This window comes from Nonomuraea phyllanthi (assembly GCF_006334985.2).
Taxonomy (GTDB): Bacteria; Actinomycetota; Actinomycetes; order Streptosporangiales; family Streptosporangiaceae; genus Nonomuraea; species Nonomuraea phyllanthi.
Window position 1 is genome coordinate 14,676 of the sequence record NZ_VDLX02000022.1, and the last position, 17,079, is coordinate 31,754.

Here is a 17,079-nt window from a genome sequence, read left to right on the forward strand (position 1 = left end):
CGCTAGCGGCCGTCGAGGTCGCGGTGGCGGAAGCCGTACAGGCCGAGCAGGGCCACGCTCGCCGCGAGCACGGTGAGCGCCACCACCGGGGTGAGGGTGAAGCGCTCGACCGGCATGCGCGGGATGTGGTCGAACAGGGACAGAGCCTTCAGCCAGCCCGGCAGATCGGCCGCCCAGAACCGGATGAAGCCCCCGTAGGCGAGCACCGCCCAGGCCACGGCGATGGCCCGTGGCGCGAACCCGAACAGCGCCATGGCGATCGCCAGGAGGAGGAGGATCTCCGGCGCGCGGGCGAGCACCGCGCCGGTGAGCTCACCGACGTAGCGGCCGTCGCCGAGCGCCGCCGCGGCGCCGGCTCCCATGGCGAGCCCGGAGAGGGCGAGGAGCGTCACCGCCGCGATGGCGGTGACCAGCACGGACGAGCCGAGCCAGGCCCACCGGCCGGTCGGTGTGGTCAGCAGCGGGGCGACCCGCCCGCGGACCTCCTCCGTCCGCATCCTGGTCACCGCCAGGACGGTGAAGATCCCCACGACGAACGAGAGCCCGACCGCCATGAGGCTGAGGTAGCCGCTCAGGACGTCGGGCCCGCTGCCCAGGAGATCTGTCGCGACGCCTTGTCTCATCGCGCCGGCGAGCCCGCCGAAGACCAGGCCGGCGGCCAGCAGCGAGCCACCCCACCACAGGATGGACGAACGTTGCAGGCGCAGGGCCAGCGTGGCGGGCGAGCGCAGCCAGCGGGAGGCCGACGCCGGCCCCGGACGGGAAGCGATGAGTCCCGCGCCGAGGTCTCGCCGGGCCGCCAGCGTGTACGCCGCCGCCACCAGAATCCCGGCCAGCACGACGGACAGGCCCAGCGGCCACCAGCGCTCGCCGGCCAGCACCCGGGTGAGCTGCGACCACCCCAGGGGGGAGAGCCAGGTCAGCCGGCCACCGGCGACGTCCTGAACGGCTCCGATGCCGCGGATCACCCATGCGACGCCCAGCACCCCGCCGGCGATGCCGGCGGCGGCCCGGGAGTGCTCGGTGAGCTGCGCGCACACCGCGGTCACCGCGGCGAAGACGAGCCCCGCCGCGGCTGTGGCCGCCGCGAACAGCAGCGCGCTGCCGGCGGGCAGTCCCACGCCGACCGCCATGGCGGTCATGAGGACGGCCAGCACTGCATTGGTGATGACGGCGAGAGCCAGGGCAGCCGTCAGCGCGGCGTGCCGTCCGACGACCGCCGCGCGGATCAGCTCGGCCCGGCCGCTCTGTTCCTCGGCGCGGGTGTGCCGGGCGATGAGCAGGATGTTCATCAGGGCGGCGCCCAGCAGGAACTCCACGAAGTAGACCGCGATCAGGTAGCGCTGGATCGTCAGGTCGCCCGTGCCGAACGAGGGGCCGGTGAACAGCCGCGGCATGGGGGAGTTCACCATGTCCATCGTGCTGTGCAGGGCTTCGGGGGTCGGGTTGGTCCTGGTCGCCGCGACGAAGAAGTAGGGCACGAACAGGGCGGTGATCAGCGTCCAGGCGGGCAGCTTGATCCGGTCGCGGCGCAGGGCCAGGCGCAGCAGGATGCCGGTGCCGGTCAGTGCGCCGCCTCGCGAGCCGGCGGCCGCGCGGTGGCGCGTCACGGTGGCGGTCATGCCGCCGCCCCGTTGCCGTAGTGGCGGAGCATGAGCTCCTCCAGCGTCGGCGGGTGGCTGGTCAGGGCCCGGATGCCGAAGGCGCTGAGGTGCTTGATGGCGCCGTCGAGGTGCTCGGCGTCCACGGTGAAGCGCACCCGCTCGCCGGAGGTCTCCGCGTGGTGTACGCCGGGCAGGGCGGGCAGGCCGGTGACCGGGGCGGCGGTTTCGGCCTCCACGGTGGTGCGGGTCAGGTGCCGGAGCTCGGCCAGGGTGCCGGCCGCTACGATCTTGCCCTGTTTGATGATGCTGACCCGGTCGGCCAGCTTCTCGACCTGGGCGAGGATGTGGCTGGACAGCAGCACGGTGCGGCCGGCGTCCTTCAGCTCGGCGACGATCTCCTGGAAGACGGCCTCCATCAGCGGGTCCAGCCCGCTGGTGGGCTCGTCCAGGATCAGCAGCTCGACGTCGGAGGCGAACGCGGCGACGAGGGCGACCTTCTGCCGGTTGCCCTTGGAGTAGGTTCGTCCCTTCTTGGTGGGGTCGAGCTGGAAACGCTCGACCAGCTCTGCGCGCCGGGTCTCGCTGAGGCCGCCGCGGAGCCGGCCGAGCAGGTCGATGGCCTCACCGCCGGTGAGGTTCGGCCACAGCTCCACGTCGCCCGGCACGTACGCCAGCCGCCGGTGCAGCGCGGTGGCGTCGGCCCAGGGGTCGCCGCCCAGCAGCTCGGCCCGGCCGGAATCGGCGCGCATCAGGCCCAGCAGGATGCGGATCGTGGTGGACTTGCCTGCGCCGTTGGGGCCGAGGAAGCCGTGGACCTCGCCGCTGTTCACGGACAGGTCGAGCCCGTCGAGGGCGCGGACCGGGCCGAAGGTCTTGACGAGGCCGGAGGTGGTGATGGCGGTCATGTCACTGCTCACCACTTGACCGGCGGGCGTCGTCTTTCATGGGGATTCTCCTGTGAGGGCACCGCCTGGCGCGGGCCGGGGCGGCGGTCGACGTCAGCGCGACGCGTGCCGGAGCTTTTCGAGGGCGTCGCGCAGCGAGGCCGCCGCCTCGGGGGTGAGGGTGGGGTGGGAGTAGATGTCGAGCAGGACCAGCGCGAGCAGGTGCGAGCCTTCAGGGCTGTCGAGGTCGACGCCGAGCCCTCGGGAGATGTGCTGGTGGAGGACGGGGACGGCCAGGCTCATCGCGGTGCCGACGGTGGCGCGGGCCTTCCGGTCGGCGAAGGGCGGATCGGGCCGGGCCCTGTCGGCCTCCTCCAGCCATTCCTCGCTCATCCGCACCATCTCGTCGAACACCGCCGTGGCGCGCCCCTCGGCGAGAGCGCGGGCGAGATAGGGCTGGTACGCCCCGAACGCCTGCTGCGCGACGGCGACCGGGTTAACCTCGGTGGGCCTGGGGTCAGCCCGGGCGTCGTCGTTGAGCCGGCGCAGGGCCTTGATGAGGAACTGGTCGCATTCCTCGCGCAGCGCCTCCTTCGAGCCGAAGTGGTGGCGTACCAGCCCTGAGGACACACCGGCGGCCTCGGCGATGCCGCGGATGGTCGCCCGCTCGAACCCGAGCTCGCCGAACTGCCGCAGCGCGGCGTCCTTGATGCGCGCGCGTGCCGTCAGGTCCTCGAAGTCCGCTTCCACCCTCGCCATGCCACGCTCCTACTCAGGCGTATACTGAACAACACGCTTGAAAAGCATGCTACACGCATGTGTAGCCAGCCTGGCAACCGGTTAAGAGAAGGCCGTCAGGCGAAGACCGTGCCGGTCTCGGTGAACAGGGCGTTGAGCTGTCGCAGCCCCCGCCACGCCTTCGTCATGCCGAACTGGGCGCTGAAGCGCACCACCGCCCGTACCTCCTCCGGCGTGGCACCCGCCGCGAGGGCACGCGTGACGTGGATGCGGAAGCTCTCCTCCAGCGTCTGGTAGAGCACGTCGACGGTCATGGTGGCGAACGCGCGCTCGCGGACGCTCAGCCGCCGCATCTGCGCGCGCATGCGCGACTGCAGGTCCATGTAGTCGCCGAAGGCGGGGTCGAGGTTGTGCACGGCCAGCCGGGCCCGGGCGGGGATCGGGCTGGAGTCCCCGTCGAGGTCGAGGGGGTGGCCCTGTCCGCCCGGGCCGGGCAGGCCCTGGTCGGCCTCGATGTCGGCCAGGCGGGCCAGCGCCGCCAGGGCGGCCGGGTAGCCGCTGTCGTAGGCGATGAAGCGCAGCAGTTCGCGCAGGTCGTCGGCGGTCAGCCCGTGCTCGTACGCCATCGCCACGTGGGCCTCGAACGGTAGCCCGAGCGTCTGCTGGCAGACGTCGGCGACCAGGGACAGCAGGATCTTCTCCCGCGTGGACAGCTCGGCGCCGTCCTCCCACAGGGTGCGGTCGGTGGCCTCGCTCATCTCCGCGAAGACCGGGTCGAGGGCCTTGGCGCGGGTCTGGCTGGGGAGGGTCATGTGCTTTCTCCTCTGTAACTGAACAGCTGTAGCGCTACGACTGTAGTGCAACGAGCGTGTTCATACAATGGCCCTCATGAATGCGATCTCCGGCCCCCGCCCGCGGGGCCGCAACCCGCGCGGGCAGGGCGAGCGGCTGCGCGAGGACATCGTGGCGGCCGCCGTACGCCTGCTCGACGAGCTCGCCGACGACCAGGCGCTGTCCATGCGGGCGGTCGCGCGCGAGGTCGGCATCGCGGCGACCTCGGTCTACATCCACTTCGCCGATCGCGACGCCCTCGTGCTGGCCGCCCTGGAGCAGAGCCACCGCGACCTCGTACGCACGCTCGAGCGAGCCGAGACCGGCGCCGACCCGGTGGCCCGGCTGCGGGGGCGGCTGCTGTTCCTGGGGGAGTGGGTACGCGGCCACCAGGGCCTGTACAAGGTGCTCCACGAGAGCACGCTCAACCAGCGGGCCTCGATGGAGTTCAAGCAGGAGCTGGCCGAGCGCACCACCGCGGCGGTCCAGCGCTGCATGGACGCCGGGCTCGCCGCGCCGGGGCGGGCCGCGGAGGTCTCGCTCGACCTGCGAGCGGCCGTGCACGGCGCGGTGTCGATGCGCGTCAACCAGCCCGACCTGCCCTGGCCGCCGCTGGAGGAACAGATCGACCGCTTCCTCGCCAAGCTGGGCGGCATCGCGCCGGACCTGCTGGAGCGGGCCCGCCAGGCCGAGGGCCCGGCACCTGCTCCGCCTCAGAACGGGAGCGGGGCCGCGGCGCGGTAAAGATCTCCCTGGGCCTGCCCCGGCGCGACGCGGGCGCCGCCGGGCAGCGCCGTACGCTCAGGACTGAGCCGGGCACCCCAGTACGGTGAGTCTAGGGGTGCTCGGCGCCGTCGTCTGTCCGGTGCGCGGGTGACGCCGGATCGTCAGGAACGCGCCCCGGGATCTCGCCCGGGGATCGGGACGAGCTTGCCCACGAAGCCGGAGCTCTCGCCGAGCGCGTGCGCCTTCGCCGCCTCCTCCAGGGCGAAGGTCCGGTCCGCATGCGCGCGCGGCCGTCCCGACGCGACCAGGACCTCATTGACGGCGGGGTCGGGGCGCTCGGCCGTCACGATCTCCAGGGCGTCGGGGGCGCGACGCGGTCAGGACGTGGGGCCGGACCGCGCGGCAGGACCATGGACGATCTGTTGCAGGCAGTCGCGGAACAGGTCGTCGACGGTGCGGCCGGCCTGGAAGTACTCGGTCACGCCGGCCATCACGGTGGGGTACGCCGCGGCGTACGCGGCCATGTCGAAGCCGTCCAGGGCGTCCGCGTCGGGGCGGCCGGCCTGTTCCTCCAGGACGTAGCCGACGGTGAAGCGCAACGCCGTCATCACGATCAGGCGCGCCTGCCGCAGCGGAATGCCCCGCTCGACCAGCGTGCTCATCGCCAGTTCGGAGATGCCGGCCATCTTGAGGGACAGCTGGGAGGCCGCGATGATCCGGGCTCCGTCCGGGTGGGCCAGCAGCGCGCGGCGCAGCCGCTCTGCCAGGCCGATCAGCCAGTCCTGCCAGCGCTCCTCCGGCGCGGGCGACGCCGGCTCGGGGAACTGCTGCTCGAGAATCGCCTCGGCGATCGCGGTGACCAGGGCCGCCTTGTTCGGGATGTGCCAGTAAAGGGTCGGCGACTGCACGCCGAGCCGGGCGGCCAGTTTGCGCGTGGTCACGCCGTCGAGACCCTCGGCGTCCAGGAGCGCGACGGCCTCGGTGACGATCCGCTGCTTGTCCAGAGCCAATTGCGGCACCTCCCTTGCGGAGTCTATCAGTGATAGGGTTCCCTATCAGTGATAGAGACTCGCCAGAGGAGGCACCGATGAGACACCAGCACTCGCTCCGCGACCTGCTGCACCGGGCGACCCATCGCGTTCCGGGGGTTCCCGCGCACACCGAGCGGCCGGCCGGGCACCAGGGCCAGGCCGGCCACGGCCATGGGCGGCGGCACTCGCTCACGCACCACCGTTCGCACCACCGTTCGCACCACCACGGGTTCAACCACTCTCCGGCCCGTCCGCCTCGCGTCCTGGCGGCGAGGCAGGCGCGGATCGCCCGCCTGTTCGGTCAGGAGCTGGGGTGAAAGCGGCGGTGCTCCACGAGGTCGGCGGCGTCCCGCGCTACGAGGACTTCCCCGACCCGGTGGCCGGCGACGGCGAAGTGATCATCGACGTCAAGGCGGTCGCCGTCGAGAACGTCGACAAGGCGATCGCGGCCGGTACGCACTACGCCGGCGAGAAGTACGTCGGCCGGCTCCCGGTGATCCCTGCCTTCGACGGCATCGGCGCACTCCCGGACGGCACGCTCGTCGGGTTCGGCAACATCCGCCTGCCCTACGGCGCGCTCGCCGAGAAGACCGTGGTGCCCCAGGGCTCCTACAAGCCGGTCCCCGACGGCATCGACCCGGCCGTGGTGACCGTGATGGCCTCGGCCATCACCGCCATGTCGGTGAGGACGGCCGCGGGGTTCGTTCCCGGCGAGACGGTGCTGGTGCAGGGCGCCACCGGGGTCGCCGGGCGGCTCGCGGTCAAGGTGGCCCGGCTGCTGGGCGCCGGCCGGATCGTGGCCACGGGCCGCGACGACGCCCAGCTGCGCGAGGTGCGGGCCGTCGGGGCCGACACGGTGATCAACACCGCGGTCTCCGACGAGGCCCTGGCGCAGGCGTACCTCGACGCCAGGGGTGACGGCTACGACGTCGTCCTGGACTACCTGTGGGGCAGGCCCAGCGAGATCCTGCTGCGCGCGCTGGTGCCGCGGTCGTTCGCGTTCGGCAAGCCGACCAGGGTGGTCCAGATCGGCGAGTCGGCCGGCACCGAGCTCGCCCTCTCCGCGTCGAGCCTGCGCACCTCCGGCGTGGAGGTCTACGGCGCGGCCAAGGGCTTCGACGCGCAGACCATCGACGAGGTGTACCAGCAGGTCGTGACCTGGACGCGGTCCGGGGAGCTCACCTTCGACGTGGAGAAGGTCCCGCTGAGCGACATCGAGACCGCCTGGCGGCGCACCGATCTCAAAGGCAGGCGACTCGTCGTGATGCCATGACCTGCCCGCGACAGCCGGTGTTACGCCGAGGCGTGGGTAGGAGCCACGTACGAGGGGTGTGGTTTTCCGCACCCACGATCAGAAGCTCCCCTCATTCCGGGCATATCTGATCATCCATAGCCTTGATCCCATGACTGACTGGCTGGTTGCACTGATGGAGAGCCTCGGGGCGCCCGGGGCGGGACTGGCGATCGCGCTGGAGAACCTGTTCCCGCCCCTGCCCAGCGAGGTGATCCTGCCGCTGTCGGGCTTCACGGCCAGCAGGGGCGAGATGGATCTGCTGGACGTGCTGGTGTGCACGACGCTCGGCTCGGTGCTCGGGGCGCTGGCGCTGTACTGGGTGGGGGCGCTGCTGGGCCGCGAGCGCACGCTGGCCATCGCGGCCAGGCTGCCCCTGGTCAAGCCGTCCGACATCGAGAAGACCGAGGCGTGGTTCCGCCGGCACGGCCGCAAGACGGTGTTCTTCGGGCGGATGATCCCCATCTTCCGCAGCCTGATCTCGATCCCGGCGGGCGTGGAACGCATGCCGCTGGTCACGTTCACGCTGCTGACCACCGCGGGCAGCCTCATCTGGAACACGATCTTCGTGATGGCCGGCTACCTGCTGGGGGAGAACTGGGAGCTGGTGGAGACGTACGTGGGCGTCGGCACGAACGTGGTGATCGCGCTGGTGGTGCTGGCGATCCTGGTGTTCGTGGGCGTACGGCTGGCCGAGCGGCGCAGGGGCAGGCACGCCTCCCGCCGCTGAGTTCGGCGAAAGACCGGTCCTGGTGCGGGGCGTTCGAATATGCTGTCGATAACGTGTTCGTGACGCTGCCGGCGGTCGGAGAGACATGGCTACTGTCGTCCTTTTTCATCACGCGTTGGGGCTCACGCCGGGCATCACCGCGTTCGCCGACGACCTGCGCCAGGCCGGGCACGACGTGCACACCCCCGACCTGTTCGAGGGCCGCACCTTCCCGGGCATCGAGCAGGGAATGGATTACCTCCAGCAGACCGGCTTCGGCACGGTGATCGAACGCGGCACCCGAGCGGTCGATGACCTGCCCGCCGGGCTGGTCTATGCCGGCTTCTCCTTCGGCGTGCTCTGCGCGCAGAAGCTGGCGCAGACCCGGGCGGGCGCGCGCGGCGCGCTGCTGTACTACTCCTGCGCGCCGCTCTCGGAGTTCGGCGACGCCTGGCCGGCCGGCGTGCCGGTCCAGGTGCACGGCATGGACGCCGATCCCGTCTTCGTCGGCGAGGGCGACATCGGCTTCGCCAGGGAGGTGGTCGCCTCCGCCGGGCAGGGCGAGCTGTTCCTCTACCCCGGCGACCAGCACTACTTCGCCGACCGCACGCTGCCCTCCTACGACCCGGACGCGGCCGCGCTGCTGCTCTCCCGCACGCTGACCCTGCTGAAATCCGTCACCTGACGAGCCCGCGCCCCGGACCAGGTCACGTGATGGCCGAGCTCCATGGCGTACCCGCCGGTCGATTCCAGGCAGGTGTCGGCGATCAGGCCGATGAGAGATGCTCCGGCTCGACGACGCCGTCATGGACCCCATGTGCCGCATGACCTGAGGGGCTAGCCGAGCCGTTCCAGCCCTTCGAAGAGCAGCGGGAGAAGGCGGTCGCCACGGAGCTCGCCGCCCGCCATCTGCTCGCGCGCCCAGGAGACGCCCGCGACCAGGGCGAGGAACTCCATCGGGGTGACGTCGGCACGCACGTCACCTGCCTCCTGCGCGCGGATCAGCAAGGTCGTCCCTGCCTCGCGCATCGCTTCGCAGGAGGCGTGCAGGGCTGATGTCCGGTCCCGCAGGGTCGCCGTCAGGGCGGCGGTCAGTCCGCGGTAAACGGTGGTCGTCTCCACGAAGTCGCCTGTCCAGGCGATCAGCGCCTCGCGCGCGGAACGGGAGTCGACCAGCCGACGCGCTGCGGCGGCGAGGGCATCGAACCGCTCGCGCAGCACCGTCTCCAGAAGCGCTTCCCGGGTGGGGAAATGCCGGTACAGGGTGCCGACACCGACCTCGGCGCGCGCGGCGATCTCCTCCAGTGAGGCATCGGTGCCGTGTTCAAGGAAGGCGGCGCGTGCCTCGGACAGCAACCGGTCGCGGTTACGCCGTGCGTCGGCCCTCATGGCGCGCCGGGCGGTGATGTCGCCCACTTGATCCTCCTGGAGTTCACAAAGCGGAGCCTGCTTCCGTATATTAGTGGCCGGTAACCGGAGGCAGTCTCCGATTGAGTGTCACAGGAGGCATGATGAACCCGACACAGGGCAGCACGCAGGCCCGGCATCAGCTCGGCAGGTACGGCGTGTGGATCGCACCGATGACCCTGCTGAAGACACCGGTAGCAGAGCAGCGCGAGCAATTCGCGCGGCTGGAGCAGCTCGGCTACGGCTCACTGTGGACGGGTGAGCCTCCAGCGTCCTCGCCGGTCGGCGGGCGTGAGATCTTCTCCCAGCTCGCCATCGTGCTGGGCGCCACGACAAAGCTCGTCGCGGGCGCCGGCATCGCCAACATCACGATGCGCGACCCAGTGGCGATGCATGGAGCGGCCGCCACCCTCGCCGAGGCCCACCCGGGACGGCTGATCCTCGGCCTTGGCGGGCACACCGGCGACCGCCCGCTCAGCGCGATGCGCGCCTACCTGGACGCCATGGACCAGGCCGCCGCCCGCATCCTTCCCGATGTCCGCTACCCCCGCGTCCTGGCGGCTCTGGGGCCCAAGACGCACCGGCTGGCGAGCGAACGGGCCGACGGCGTACATCCGTTCATGCAGCCGGTCGAGCACACCGAGGCCGCCCGTAAAGCTCTCGGTCCCGACGGTTTGCTGATCCCACACCAAGTCCTCATCCTCGACACCGACGCGGTCCGTGCCCGAGGACGGATGCGCGCCCTGTTCGGTCACGGCCACAACACCGACAACCACTACACCGCCAACTACCGCAGACTCGGCTACGGAGATGCCGACCTCAAGGGCGAGCGCAGCGACCGCCTCCTCGACGCCATCCTGGCCTGGGGAGACAGCGACGCGATCGCCGCGCGGCTGGAGCAGCATCTGGCCGCCGGCGCCGACCACGTTCTGCTCCACCCGCTGACGGATGGGCTGGCATCTGCGGTCGACCTTCTCCAGCAGCTCGCTCCTCGCCTCGTCACCCGCTCCTGAGAACGCCACCGCCGGACGAGAGGATCAACACCATGATCCGTTCAGGCGACCTCCTTCAGCCGGGGCCAGGTCTTGCCGCCCTCGGACAGGAGGTCGTCCCGGCCCGATCGCGCGCCGTCAGCTCGGAAGGCGCCAGTTGCACAGACCCTCGATGCACAGCTCGCTGGTCGTCTTGCGCGGGTCCGGCGCCTTGATCGACACCTTGCCGCTCCACTCGCTGTAGCGGGTGTCGACGTGGACCGTCCTGCCGATCAGTTCCTCCAGGCCTTCGCTGAAGGTGAACGAGCTGCGCACCCTGCTGACCAGGCCCGCCGAGGTCAGCGTGAGGGTGTAGCTGAGCCTCGTGTCCGGGTCCCAGCCGCCATGGCTCGAGTGCTCCGCCCAGCGGGAGACCCGCTCGAGCTGCCTGAACGTGATCGCGCCGTTGCCGGTGTCACCGCTGCGCTCGCCGTTCTTCAGCAGGGCGGTCAGGGTGGCGGGCTCGGCCGGGTTGACGATCTGCTCGTCGTAGCCGAGCAGATCGGTGTGCCACAGATGCGACTGGTGCTCGTTCCTCCACCAGGTCTTGCCCTTCTTCAGCCACTTGCCCGCAAAACCGCCGGACTGGTAACTCCTACCGCCGATGTCGTAGTTGAAGCCGATGGCACGCTCGCGGCCGTACTCGCCGCCGGTGGTGGTGACGTCCAGGGCCTTGACACCGCCCTTGGCGTCGAACTCGAAGACCCCCTTGCGGAGGCGCTCGCCACGTTCCTCGGAGCCGTCCAGCATGGTGGTCGTCTCGGTGACGTGCACGCCGTGCCCGGTGGCGAGCACGGCTTTCATCGCCCGTACGGGGTCCTTAATCCCCGCGTGGGCGACCGTCGAACGCCGGAGGAACCGGACCCCGGCCGCTCACGGAGCGTCGGTACGGAAGGAGGCGCGATAGGAGCGCGGCGTGACCCCCACGACGCGCTTGAACCGCTCCCGGAACGCGGTGGCCGAGCCGAAACCCGCCTGCGCGGCGATGCGCTCGACGCCGTCATCGGTGCTCTCCAGCAGCAACTGCGCCCGCCGTACCCGGGCCCGGAGCAGCCACTGCAGCGGGGTGGTGCCCAGCTGCTCGCGGAAACGGCGGCTGAAGGTACGCTCGCCCATCCCGCTGCGCGCGGCCAGCTGGGCCAGCGTCACCTGCTGGGCGAGGTTCTCCTCGATCCAGGTCAGCACCGGCTCCAGCCGCGAGCCCTGGGGGAGCGGCGGCCGGGCGTGCGCGATGAACTGCGCCTGCCCGCCCTCCCGCTCCAGCGGCATCACCGACAGCCGGGCCGCGTCGGCGGCGACCGCCGAGCCGAGGTCGCGCCGGATGAGGTGCAGGCACAGGTCCAGGCCGGCGGCGGCGCCGGCCGAGGTCAGGATCTGGCCGTTGTCGACGTACAGGACGTCCGGCCGCACCCGTACTCGCGGGTACGCCTGGGCCAGCCGGTCGGCCGCCATCCAGTGCGTGGTCGCGTCGAGACCGTCGAGCAGCCCGGCGGCGGCCAGGGTGAAGGCTCCGACGCAGATCGAGGCGATGCGGGTGCCGGCGGCCGCGGCGGCGCGCAGGGCGTCCAGCACCTGTGGATCGGGCGGGCCGGCCTGCTCGGAGCAGCCCGGCACGACGATCGTGCCGGCCTCGCGCAGCGCCGGCAGGCCGTGCGGGGCGACGATCGTGAACGCGTCACCGGCCACCTCCGGCCTCGGGGCGCAGACCAGCACCCGGTACGGGCGGCGCCCGTCGGCCAGCCGGACCCGCCCGAACGCCTCGACCGGCGTGGCCAGGTCGGCCGCCACCACGTGGTCGAGCGCCAGGATCGCCACCGTGTGCATGACGACCACGGTAGGGGGCACCCGGGTCAGGCGTTCGAAGGGGGTGCTCGCCGCGGGTGAGGCCGGGTGGCGGGAATCCGTTGGTCATTGTCGATTCAGCCTCTGGGGCGGCCGTGCTCGGCCGGTCTAGCGTTGCGCCGAACCACCACCAAGTCGCCTTCAGAACGGATCGTCACCTTCCATGTCCGTCGTCATGCCGGTCGTCATCGGCCTGATCTGCGTCTGCCTGCTGTCCCTGATCCCCGAGCCGCGCCGGCGGCCGCTCAACGCCGTCCTGGTGGGCGGCGCGGGCGCGGCCTACCTCAGCGGCGGCGGGCTCGGGTACGGGGAGTTCGTCCTGCCGGTCGTCATGACCTACGTCGCCTACCGCGGGCTGACGAGCTGGACCTGGATCGGCGCCGGCTGGCTGCTGCACACCGCCTGGGACGTCGTCCACCACCTCAAGGGCAGCCCCATCCTGCCGTTCTTCGAGCATTCCTCCTTCGGGTGCGCGATCTGTGACCCGGTGCTGGCACTGTGGTGCTTCGCGGGCGGCCCGTCGGTCTTCGGCTGGACACGCGCCCGCAGGCCCGCGCCCCCGGCCGGCGATTGACCGTCAGCGGGCGGGGAGCGGGGCCTGGCCGAGGACGCGGGCGCCGTTGGCGGCCGAGGCGCGCACCGCGGCGGACCCCGCCTCGATCATCTCCTGCTCGTAGGAGCGCAGCGCCGGGATGAGCGGGCCGCCGTGCGCCAGCGCCGCCGTGAGCGCCGCCGCGTCCCGCAGGGCGAGGTTGGCCCCGGCCCCGCCCGCCGGGCTCATGGCGTGGGCGGCGTCCCCCAGCAGCGTGACGCGGCTGGTCGGCCAGGGCGGGATCGGCACGCTCGTGCGCAGGGCCAGCGGGAAGATCTCCCGCCAGTCGTCGATCATGTCATGGACGCGGGGATGCCAGCCGTACGTCATCTTCCCGACGACCGCCCTGAGCCGCTCCTGGGTCATCTCGCCCAGGCCGGGCGGGAGGTCGCCGGCGGGGGCGCTGAAAGAGCAGGTGGCGTAGCCGCGGGTGGGCGCGACGCCGACCACGCGATGGGCGGGGCCGGTGATCGCGGTGAAAACGTTGTCCAGGTCCGCCGCGAGCGCGGCGGGGATCTTGCCGTAGAGCTGGATGAGGCCGGTGCCGATGACGCGGGCGTGCGGCAGGTACTGGCGGCGCACCGCGGAGTTGACGCCGTCGGCACCCACCAGCAGGTCGCCGGTCGCGGTGGAGCCGTCGGCGAACCGCGCCGTCACACCGCCGGCGGCGGCCTCGTAGCCGGTCAGCCGCCTGCCGTACGTGACCGTCTCGGCCACGTCGGCCAGCAGCGCGTCACGAAGCGTCTGCCGGTCGACCGACAGGTGCCGCCCACCGGCCTCCAGGACCTCCAGCACCTGCAGGCCAGGATCGAGACGGACGAAACGGGCGCGCGGCGTGTGCGCGGTGGCCAGGAACGCCGCCCGCCGCCCGGCCGCCATCACCTCCGCCAGCGCGCCTATGCCGGTCTCACTCAGGTGCAGGCGATACCCCTGGCGCCGGATCCGCGGCGAGGGGTCGCTCTCGTGGACGGCCACGTCGATCCCGGCCCGGCGCAGCCCGTTGGCCAGGGCCAGCCCGCCGAGCCCGGCCCCGACGACGATCACCCTCATCGCGGCACCGCGCCGAAGTCGGCGGCGTGCTCGGCGGCCCAGACCGACAGGGGTGTGGCGGGCGCCCCGGTGATGTCATGCACCGTGTGGGTGGGGACGGGTGGCGGGGCCGCCGCCATGGCGGCGTAGCCGGCGAGCAGGTCCTCGACGAAACCGGCAGGGAAATCGGGGTCGGCCAGCAGCCGGGCGCGCTCGTCGGCGGGCGTGAGCTCCTGCCAGCGCAGCGGGCGGCCGATGGCCTCGCCGATCACCCGTACCTGCTCGGCCTGGGTGAGCGTCTCGGGCCCGGTGAGGGTGTGGCGGCGGCCGGCGTGCCCGGGTTCGGTCAGCGCGTGCACGGCCGCGGCCGCGATGTCGTCCTCGTGGATCGGCGTCATCGCCACCGATCCGAACGCCCCGCCCACGGTGTCGCCGGCCCTGATCTGCTCGCTCCACCACAGGGTGTTGGCCATGAAGGTGCTGGGGCTCAGCACCGTCCACTCCATGCCGGACAGCTCGATGAGGCGTTCGACGGTGGCGTGCCAGCGGGCCGGCGGGGTGGGCTGCTCGTCGGGTGCCAGGCCGGGGCGGGCGTCGCCGCCGGTCATGAAGACGACTCGGCGCACCGTGCGCTGGAGCGCGGCCACGATGGGGCCGGCCGGTCGCGCGGAGTGGAAGGGCCACATCAGGAACGCCGCCTCGACGCCGTCGAGCGCGCCGGGCGCCGCCAGGTCCGGGGTGATCACCTCGACGCCGGGCGGCAGTTTCGCGCTGTCAGGGGTACGGCTCGTCGCCCGTACGGCGGCACCGTGGCGGGCCAGCCGCTCGGCCACCCTTCTGCCGACGTTTCCGGTGGCGCCGAAGACCAGATAGGTGCTCATGCGCCCACCTTCGCGCCCGCCCGGCAGGCCGCGCAGGCCACAGCCCTCCAAGTAGCGATAAGTGGCATGAAATAGTGAATTATGGCGATAACGAGCGACCTGGATGCGGTGGATCGCGCTCTCGTGCACGCGCTCCAGCTCGACGGCCGCGCCTCCTTCCGCGCGATCGCCGACGTGCTCGGCACGTCGGAGCACACGATCGCCCGCCGCTACCGCAGGCTGCGCTCGAACGGGATCGTGCGGGTGGTCGGGCTGCTCGACGGCCTGCGCTTCGGGCACACCTCGTGGTCGGTTCGGCTGGTGTGCACGCCGGACGCGGCCGGCCCGGTGGCCGAGGCGCTGGCCCGCCGCGACGACACCGTCTGGGTCCGGCTGCTGTCGGGCGGCACCGAGATCGCCTGCGGCCTCCTGGCCGGCGGGGGCCAGGACTTCGGCGGCCAGGCCGGCGGCGGGCGGGACTTCGCCGGGCGGGACGGCGAGGAGCTGCTGCTGAAGAAGCTGCCGCGCACGCCGCGCATCGTGGCGATGTCCGCGCACGCCACCCTGCACATGTTCGCCGGGTGGCGCAGCCGGGTGGCGGTGCTGTCGCAGGAGCAGGCCGAGCGGCTGCGGCCGCCCGCGCCGCAGGAGACGGACATCTCGCTGGGCGGGCAGGATCACGCGCTGCTGCGGGTGCTGGCCAAGGACGGGCGGGCCGGGTACGGCGAGCTGGCGGCGGCCAGCGGGTGGTCGCACACGACCGTGCGGCGCCGCCTGGATCAGCTGCGATCCACTGGCGCGCTCAGGTTCGACGTCGAGATTCCGGCGCAGGCGCTGGGCTACCACGCCGAGGCGTGGCTGTGGATGAAGGTCGAGCCGTCGGCGTTGGCCTCGGTCGGCGCCGCGCTGGCCCTGCACCCCGAGGCGGACGTGGTGGCGGCCACCACCGGCCCGACCAACCTCATGGCCGGGGTGACCTGCCGCGACACCGGTGACCTGTACCGGTACCTGACCGAGCGGGTGGCGCCGCTGGACGGCGTGCGCGAACTGGAGACGGCGCCGGTGATGCGTACGGTCAAGCGCGCGGGCGCCCTGCTGACCTCGAGCACCGCCTGACCCGGTCCATGCGGCGGCGACGGCCCAGCACGGCGCCCGCCGTCACGGTGCGTCCTTGAGCTTCACCACCGCGACCGCGAGCCCTTCCTCACCCGCGGAGAACTGTTCCGCGCCTTGCGCATCGTCACGCGATTCGATGATCTCCCACCGCTCGACTCGGGGGTGGTCAGCGAGGAAGCGCTCGAGCGACTCTCTGGCGTAGGCGAGGTTGGGGAACTTGGTGCCCTCGCCGGCCGTGTAGCTCTGCCCGCCGCCGCTGTCGTCGCCGGGTTTGTTGATGACCAGGCCGAAGAGGACCACGCCGCCGTCCTTGGTGGCCTCGATCATGTTGTTCCGCAGCTGCAGGGCGAGGTCGGGGTTCTTCACGATCGAGTCGATCACGAAGAATTCCCCCGTGGAAGCATCAGACTCGCTCCTCACATCGATCAAGAATGCACGTGACCACCGGCGTTCACTGGGTAAACGATCAGCACCCTAGATGCTTACGTGTTATGTATCAAGAGTGGCGATGATCTTCGCTGTGGCCGTTAATCCCTCTGCGACCTGCGGAACCGCTGCGACCTGCTTGGCCATGACGCCTACCCCGGCCGCAGGACCCGATGGCCCCGCGGTCTGCCCACCGCCTGGTCGAACAGCGCCACCGCCCCTGTCGGCACCCGTCGATCACGTCCACGCCCGCCCGTGCAGGAATGCTCCCAGTGGATTCGCCCGCGCCGACGGCGACATGGTGCCAGCGGGCGCGGCGATCCGGTCCATCAGGCCGGCGAAGCAGACCGGCCGGCGCTCATGCGCAACGGTGATCGGCGCGGCCGGCACATGAATTCTGGCCGACGTTCCTCGTCTACTACCTCGCACAACCCTTCGGCGTTTGCGAGAACGTATATGAACTCCACGCGGAGAAAAAGGGTAAGACGGGCTACAAAATGCTGAGCGAAGGACGATGAGTGACGTCAAGCGGTTTCGGTGGCGATGGCTGATTCTTCTGTCCAGCCTGCCGATCCGCCCGGAAGAGCAGCAGGGTGTCATCGTCCTGGGAGAGGCGGGGGGATTCGCCAGGCGGGAAGTCCCCCTGCAACTTCCCCTCCCGTCCGACATCGGCGTTTCGGTAGAACTGTCGAGCCGCTCTGCTGTTGGTCGGGGGTTCTTGTCGAACGAATTGCCGGAGGCTCTTGCGCGCGACGACAGCGTACTCGACCTCTGCACGGCAACTGTGTTCCGTCTCACCGGATTGCCACAGACATTCAATGGAAATCGTGCCCAGCATTGTGTGAGTTCTTGCTGTGGGGGTGAGCCTTTCACGGTGCTCACGGCGGCAGATGGCCGGTAACGCGGGGTTCGGTGCGGCCCCGCCGCCTTGGTGGGCGGAGGGGCCGTGACCTGCTGGAGCC

Annotated in this window: 21 protein-coding genes; 9 read left to right on the top strand and 12 right to left on the bottom strand. The window is 71.5% G+C overall.

Annotated elements, in window-relative coordinates; genetic code table 11:
• Positions 1 to 2: 2 nt before the first annotated feature.
• The 4 genes from FH608_RS41325 to FH608_RS41340 all read right to left on the bottom strand — a co-directional run bounded on the left by FH608_RS41325 (position 3) and on the right by FH608_RS41340 (position 4,038).
• A complete protein-coding gene (locus FH608_RS41325) occupies positions 3 to 1,622 on the bottom strand; it encodes an ABC transporter permease (RefSeq protein WP_139636147.1) in 1,620 nt (539 codons plus the stop codon).
• Positions 1,619 to 2,509: an ABC transporter ATP-binding protein gene (locus tag FH608_RS41330; protein WP_139636149.1), complete on the bottom strand. Its 891-nt coding sequence runs from the start codon at positions 2,507 to 2,509 to the stop codon at positions 1,619 to 1,621. Before FH608_RS41330 ends, FH608_RS41325 begins: the two co-directional genes overlap by 4 nt.
• 93 nt (positions 2,510 to 2,602) lie before the next feature.
• Positions 2,603 to 3,247 carry a TetR/AcrR family transcriptional regulator gene (locus FH608_RS41335; protein ID WP_139636151.1) on the bottom strand — a complete coding sequence of 215 codons (645 nt, stop codon included), beginning with the start codon at positions 3,245 to 3,247 and terminating at the stop codon, positions 2,603 to 2,605.
• Positions 3,248 to 3,342: 95 nt separating this feature from the next.
• Positions 3,343 to 4,038, bottom strand: a complete 696-nt coding sequence (locus FH608_RS41340; protein WP_139636153.1) for a carboxymuconolactone decarboxylase family protein — start codon at positions 4,036 to 4,038, stop codon at positions 3,343 to 3,345.
• Between the two features lie 76 nt (positions 4,039 to 4,114).
• On the opposite strand from FH608_RS41340, the gene FH608_RS41345 reads away from it, so the two are divergent.
• Entirely contained in the window at positions 4,115 to 4,801 is a 687-nt protein-coding gene (locus FH608_RS41345) for a TetR/AcrR family transcriptional regulator (RefSeq protein WP_193318922.1), read from the top strand.
• A gap of 143 nt (positions 4,802 to 4,944) precedes the next feature.
• On the opposite strand, the gene FH608_RS41350 is transcribed toward FH608_RS41345, so the two are convergent.
• Both FH608_RS41350 and FH608_RS41355 read right to left on the bottom strand, forming a co-directional pair.
• Positions 4,945 to 5,130 carry a zinc-binding dehydrogenase gene (locus FH608_RS41350; protein WP_193318923.1) on the bottom strand — a complete coding sequence of 62 codons (186 nt, stop codon included), beginning with the start codon at positions 5,128 to 5,130 and terminating at the stop codon, positions 4,945 to 4,947.
• A 30-nt stretch (positions 5,131 to 5,160) separates the two neighbouring features.
• A complete protein-coding gene (locus FH608_RS41355) occupies positions 5,161 to 5,793 on the bottom strand; it encodes a TetR/AcrR family transcriptional regulator C-terminal domain-containing protein (protein WP_139636159.1) in 633 nt (210 codons plus the stop codon).
• Positions 5,794 to 5,870: 77 nt separating this feature from the next.
• Here FH608_RS41355 and FH608_RS41360 point away from each other — a divergent pair, with 77 nt between their 5' ends.
• The 4 genes from FH608_RS41360 (at position 5,871) to FH608_RS41375 (ending at position 8,499) form a co-directional block, all read left to right on the top strand.
• Positions 5,871 to 6,131, top strand: coding sequence for a hypothetical protein (locus FH608_RS41360; protein WP_139636161.1), 261 nt, complete (start codon positions 5,871 to 5,873; stop codon positions 6,129 to 6,131).
• The gene (locus FH608_RS41365; protein ID WP_139636163.1) at positions 6,128 to 7,087 is read left to right on the top strand and encodes a quinone oxidoreductase family protein; all 960 of its coding nucleotides are present in this window, start codon (positions 6,128 to 6,130) and stop codon (positions 7,085 to 7,087) included. The genes FH608_RS41360 and FH608_RS41365 overlap by 4 nt, the downstream gene beginning before the upstream one ends.
• 130 nt (positions 7,088 to 7,217) lie before the next feature.
• Positions 7,218 to 7,835: a DedA family protein gene (locus FH608_RS41370; RefSeq protein ID WP_139636165.1), complete on the top strand. Its 618-nt coding sequence runs from the start codon at positions 7,218 to 7,220 to the stop codon at positions 7,833 to 7,835.
• Positions 7,836 to 7,920: 85 nt separating this feature from the next.
• Positions 7,921 to 8,499 carry a dienelactone hydrolase family protein gene (locus FH608_RS41375; protein WP_139636167.1) on the top strand — a complete coding sequence of 193 codons (579 nt, stop codon included), beginning with the start codon at positions 7,921 to 7,923 and terminating at the stop codon, positions 8,497 to 8,499.
• A 152-nt stretch (positions 8,500 to 8,651) separates the two neighbouring features.
• On the opposite strand, the gene FH608_RS41385 is transcribed toward FH608_RS41375, so the two are convergent.
• The gene (locus FH608_RS41385; RefSeq protein WP_226900364.1) at positions 8,652 to 9,230 is read right to left on the bottom strand and encodes a TetR/AcrR family transcriptional regulator; all 579 of its coding nucleotides are present in this window, start codon (positions 9,228 to 9,230) and stop codon (positions 8,652 to 8,654) included.
• Between the two features lie 92 nt (positions 9,231 to 9,322).
• Here FH608_RS41385 and FH608_RS41390 point away from each other — a divergent pair, with 92 nt between their 5' ends.
• On the top strand, positions 9,323 to 10,234 hold the full coding sequence (locus tag FH608_RS41390; protein WP_226900365.1) for a TIGR03620 family F420-dependent LLM class oxidoreductase: 912 nt from the start codon (positions 9,323 to 9,325) through the stop codon (positions 10,232 to 10,234).
• A gap of 117 nt (positions 10,235 to 10,351) precedes the next feature.
• On the opposite strand, the gene FH608_RS41395 is transcribed toward FH608_RS41390, so the two are convergent.
• Together FH608_RS41395 and FH608_RS41400 are read right to left on the bottom strand one after the other, a co-directional pair.
• Positions 10,352 to 11,056 carry a hypothetical protein gene (locus FH608_RS41395; protein WP_139636169.1) on the bottom strand — a complete coding sequence of 235 codons (705 nt, stop codon included), beginning with the start codon at positions 11,054 to 11,056 and terminating at the stop codon, positions 10,352 to 10,354.
• Between the two features lie 69 nt (positions 11,057 to 11,125).
• Positions 11,126 to 12,076 carry a GlxA family transcriptional regulator gene (locus FH608_RS41400; RefSeq protein ID WP_139636171.1) on the bottom strand — a complete coding sequence of 317 codons (951 nt, stop codon included), beginning with the start codon at positions 12,074 to 12,076 and terminating at the stop codon, positions 11,126 to 11,128.
• 181 nt (positions 12,077 to 12,257) lie between these two features.
• Here FH608_RS41400 and FH608_RS41405 point away from each other — a divergent pair, with 181 nt between their 5' ends.
• Positions 12,258 to 12,668 (top strand): DUF6010 family protein, encoded by a 411-nt coding sequence (locus tag FH608_RS41405; protein WP_139636173.1) that lies wholly within the window; start codon positions 12,258 to 12,260, stop codon positions 12,666 to 12,668.
• A gap of 3 nt (positions 12,669 to 12,671) precedes the next feature.
• Here the strand turns inward: FH608_RS41405 and FH608_RS41410 are convergent, their stop codons facing one another.
• Positions 12,672 to 13,736, bottom strand: a complete 1,065-nt coding sequence (locus FH608_RS41410) for an FAD-dependent oxidoreductase (RefSeq protein WP_226900366.1) — start codon at positions 13,734 to 13,736, stop codon at positions 12,672 to 12,674.
• Positions 13,733 to 14,596 carry an NAD(P)H-binding protein gene (locus FH608_RS41415; RefSeq protein ID WP_139636174.1) on the bottom strand — a complete coding sequence of 288 codons (864 nt, stop codon included), beginning with the start codon at positions 14,594 to 14,596 and terminating at the stop codon, positions 13,733 to 13,735. Before FH608_RS41415 ends, FH608_RS41410 begins: the two co-directional genes overlap by 4 nt.
• A gap of 108 nt (positions 14,597 to 14,704) precedes the next feature.
• Between FH608_RS41415 and FH608_RS41420 the strand changes: the two genes are divergently transcribed.
• Positions 14,705 to 15,691 (top strand): Lrp/AsnC family transcriptional regulator, encoded by a 987-nt coding sequence (locus FH608_RS41420; protein ID WP_264372947.1) that lies wholly within the window; start codon positions 14,705 to 14,707, stop codon positions 15,689 to 15,691.
• Positions 15,692 to 15,733: 42 nt separating this feature from the next.
• Here the strand turns inward: FH608_RS41420 and FH608_RS41425 are convergent, their stop codons facing one another.
• Entirely contained in the window at positions 15,734 to 16,072 is a 339-nt protein-coding gene (locus FH608_RS41425) for a hypothetical protein (protein WP_139636178.1), read from the bottom strand.
• 559 nt (positions 16,073 to 16,631) lie between these two features.
• Between FH608_RS41425 and FH608_RS41430 the strand changes: the two genes are divergently transcribed.
• Positions 16,632 to 17,018 carry a hypothetical protein gene (locus tag FH608_RS41430; RefSeq protein WP_139636180.1) on the top strand — a complete coding sequence of 129 codons (387 nt, stop codon included), beginning with the start codon at positions 16,632 to 16,634 and terminating at the stop codon, positions 17,016 to 17,018.
• Positions 17,019 to 17,079 lie beyond the last annotated feature (61 nt).

What these genes read in the sequence shown, in the direction of transcription:
- FH608_RS41325 (WP_139636147.1), bottom strand. Translation starts at nt 1,622, where the DNA reads ATGACCGCCACCGTGACGCGCCACCGCGCGGCCGCCGGCTCGCGAGGC.
- FH608_RS41330 (WP_139636149.1), bottom strand. Translation starts at nt 2,509, where the DNA reads ATGACCGCCATCACCACCTCCGGCCTCGTCAAGACCTTCGGCCCGGTC.
- FH608_RS41335 (WP_139636151.1), bottom strand. Translation starts at nt 3,247, where the DNA reads ATGGCGAGGGTGGAAGCGGACTTCGAGGACCTGACGGCACGCGCGCGC.
- FH608_RS41340 (WP_139636153.1), bottom strand. Translation starts at nt 4,038, where the DNA reads ATGACCCTCCCCAGCCAGACCCGCGCCAAGGCCCTCGACCCGGTCTTC.
- FH608_RS41345 (WP_193318922.1), top strand. Translation starts at nt 4,115, where the DNA reads ATGAATGCGATCTCCGGCCCCCGCCCGCGGGGCCGCAACCCGCGCGGG.
- FH608_RS41360 (WP_139636161.1), top strand. Translation starts at nt 5,871, where the DNA reads ATGAGACACCAGCACTCGCTCCGCGACCTGCTGCACCGGGCGACCCAT.
- FH608_RS41370 (WP_139636165.1), top strand. Translation starts at nt 7,218, where the DNA reads ATGACTGACTGGCTGGTTGCACTGATGGAGAGCCTCGGGGCGCCCGGG.
- FH608_RS41375 (WP_139636167.1), top strand. Translation starts at nt 7,921, where the DNA reads ATGGCTACTGTCGTCCTTTTTCATCACGCGTTGGGGCTCACGCCGGGC.
- FH608_RS41390 (WP_226900365.1), top strand. Translation starts at nt 9,323, where the DNA reads ATGATGAACCCGACACAGGGCAGCACGCAGGCCCGGCATCAGCTCGGC.
- FH608_RS41395 (WP_139636169.1), bottom strand. Translation starts at nt 11,056, where the DNA reads ATGAAAGCCGTGCTCGCCACCGGGCACGGCGTGCACGTCACCGAGACG.
- FH608_RS41400 (WP_139636171.1), bottom strand. Translation starts at nt 12,076, where the DNA reads ATGCACACGGTGGCGATCCTGGCGCTCGACCACGTGGTGGCGGCCGAC.
- FH608_RS41405 (WP_139636173.1), top strand. Translation starts at nt 12,258, where the DNA reads ATGTCCGTCGTCATGCCGGTCGTCATCGGCCTGATCTGCGTCTGCCTG.
- FH608_RS41410 (WP_226900366.1), bottom strand. Translation starts at nt 13,736, where the DNA reads ATGAGGGTGATCGTCGTCGGGGCCGGGCTCGGCGGGCTGGCCCTGGCC.
- FH608_RS41415 (WP_139636174.1), bottom strand. Translation starts at nt 14,596, where the DNA reads ATGAGCACCTATCTGGTCTTCGGCGCCACCGGAAACGTCGGCAGAAGG.
- FH608_RS41430 (WP_139636180.1), top strand. Translation starts at nt 16,632, where the DNA reads ATGAGTGACGTCAAGCGGTTTCGGTGGCGATGGCTGATTCTTCTGTCC.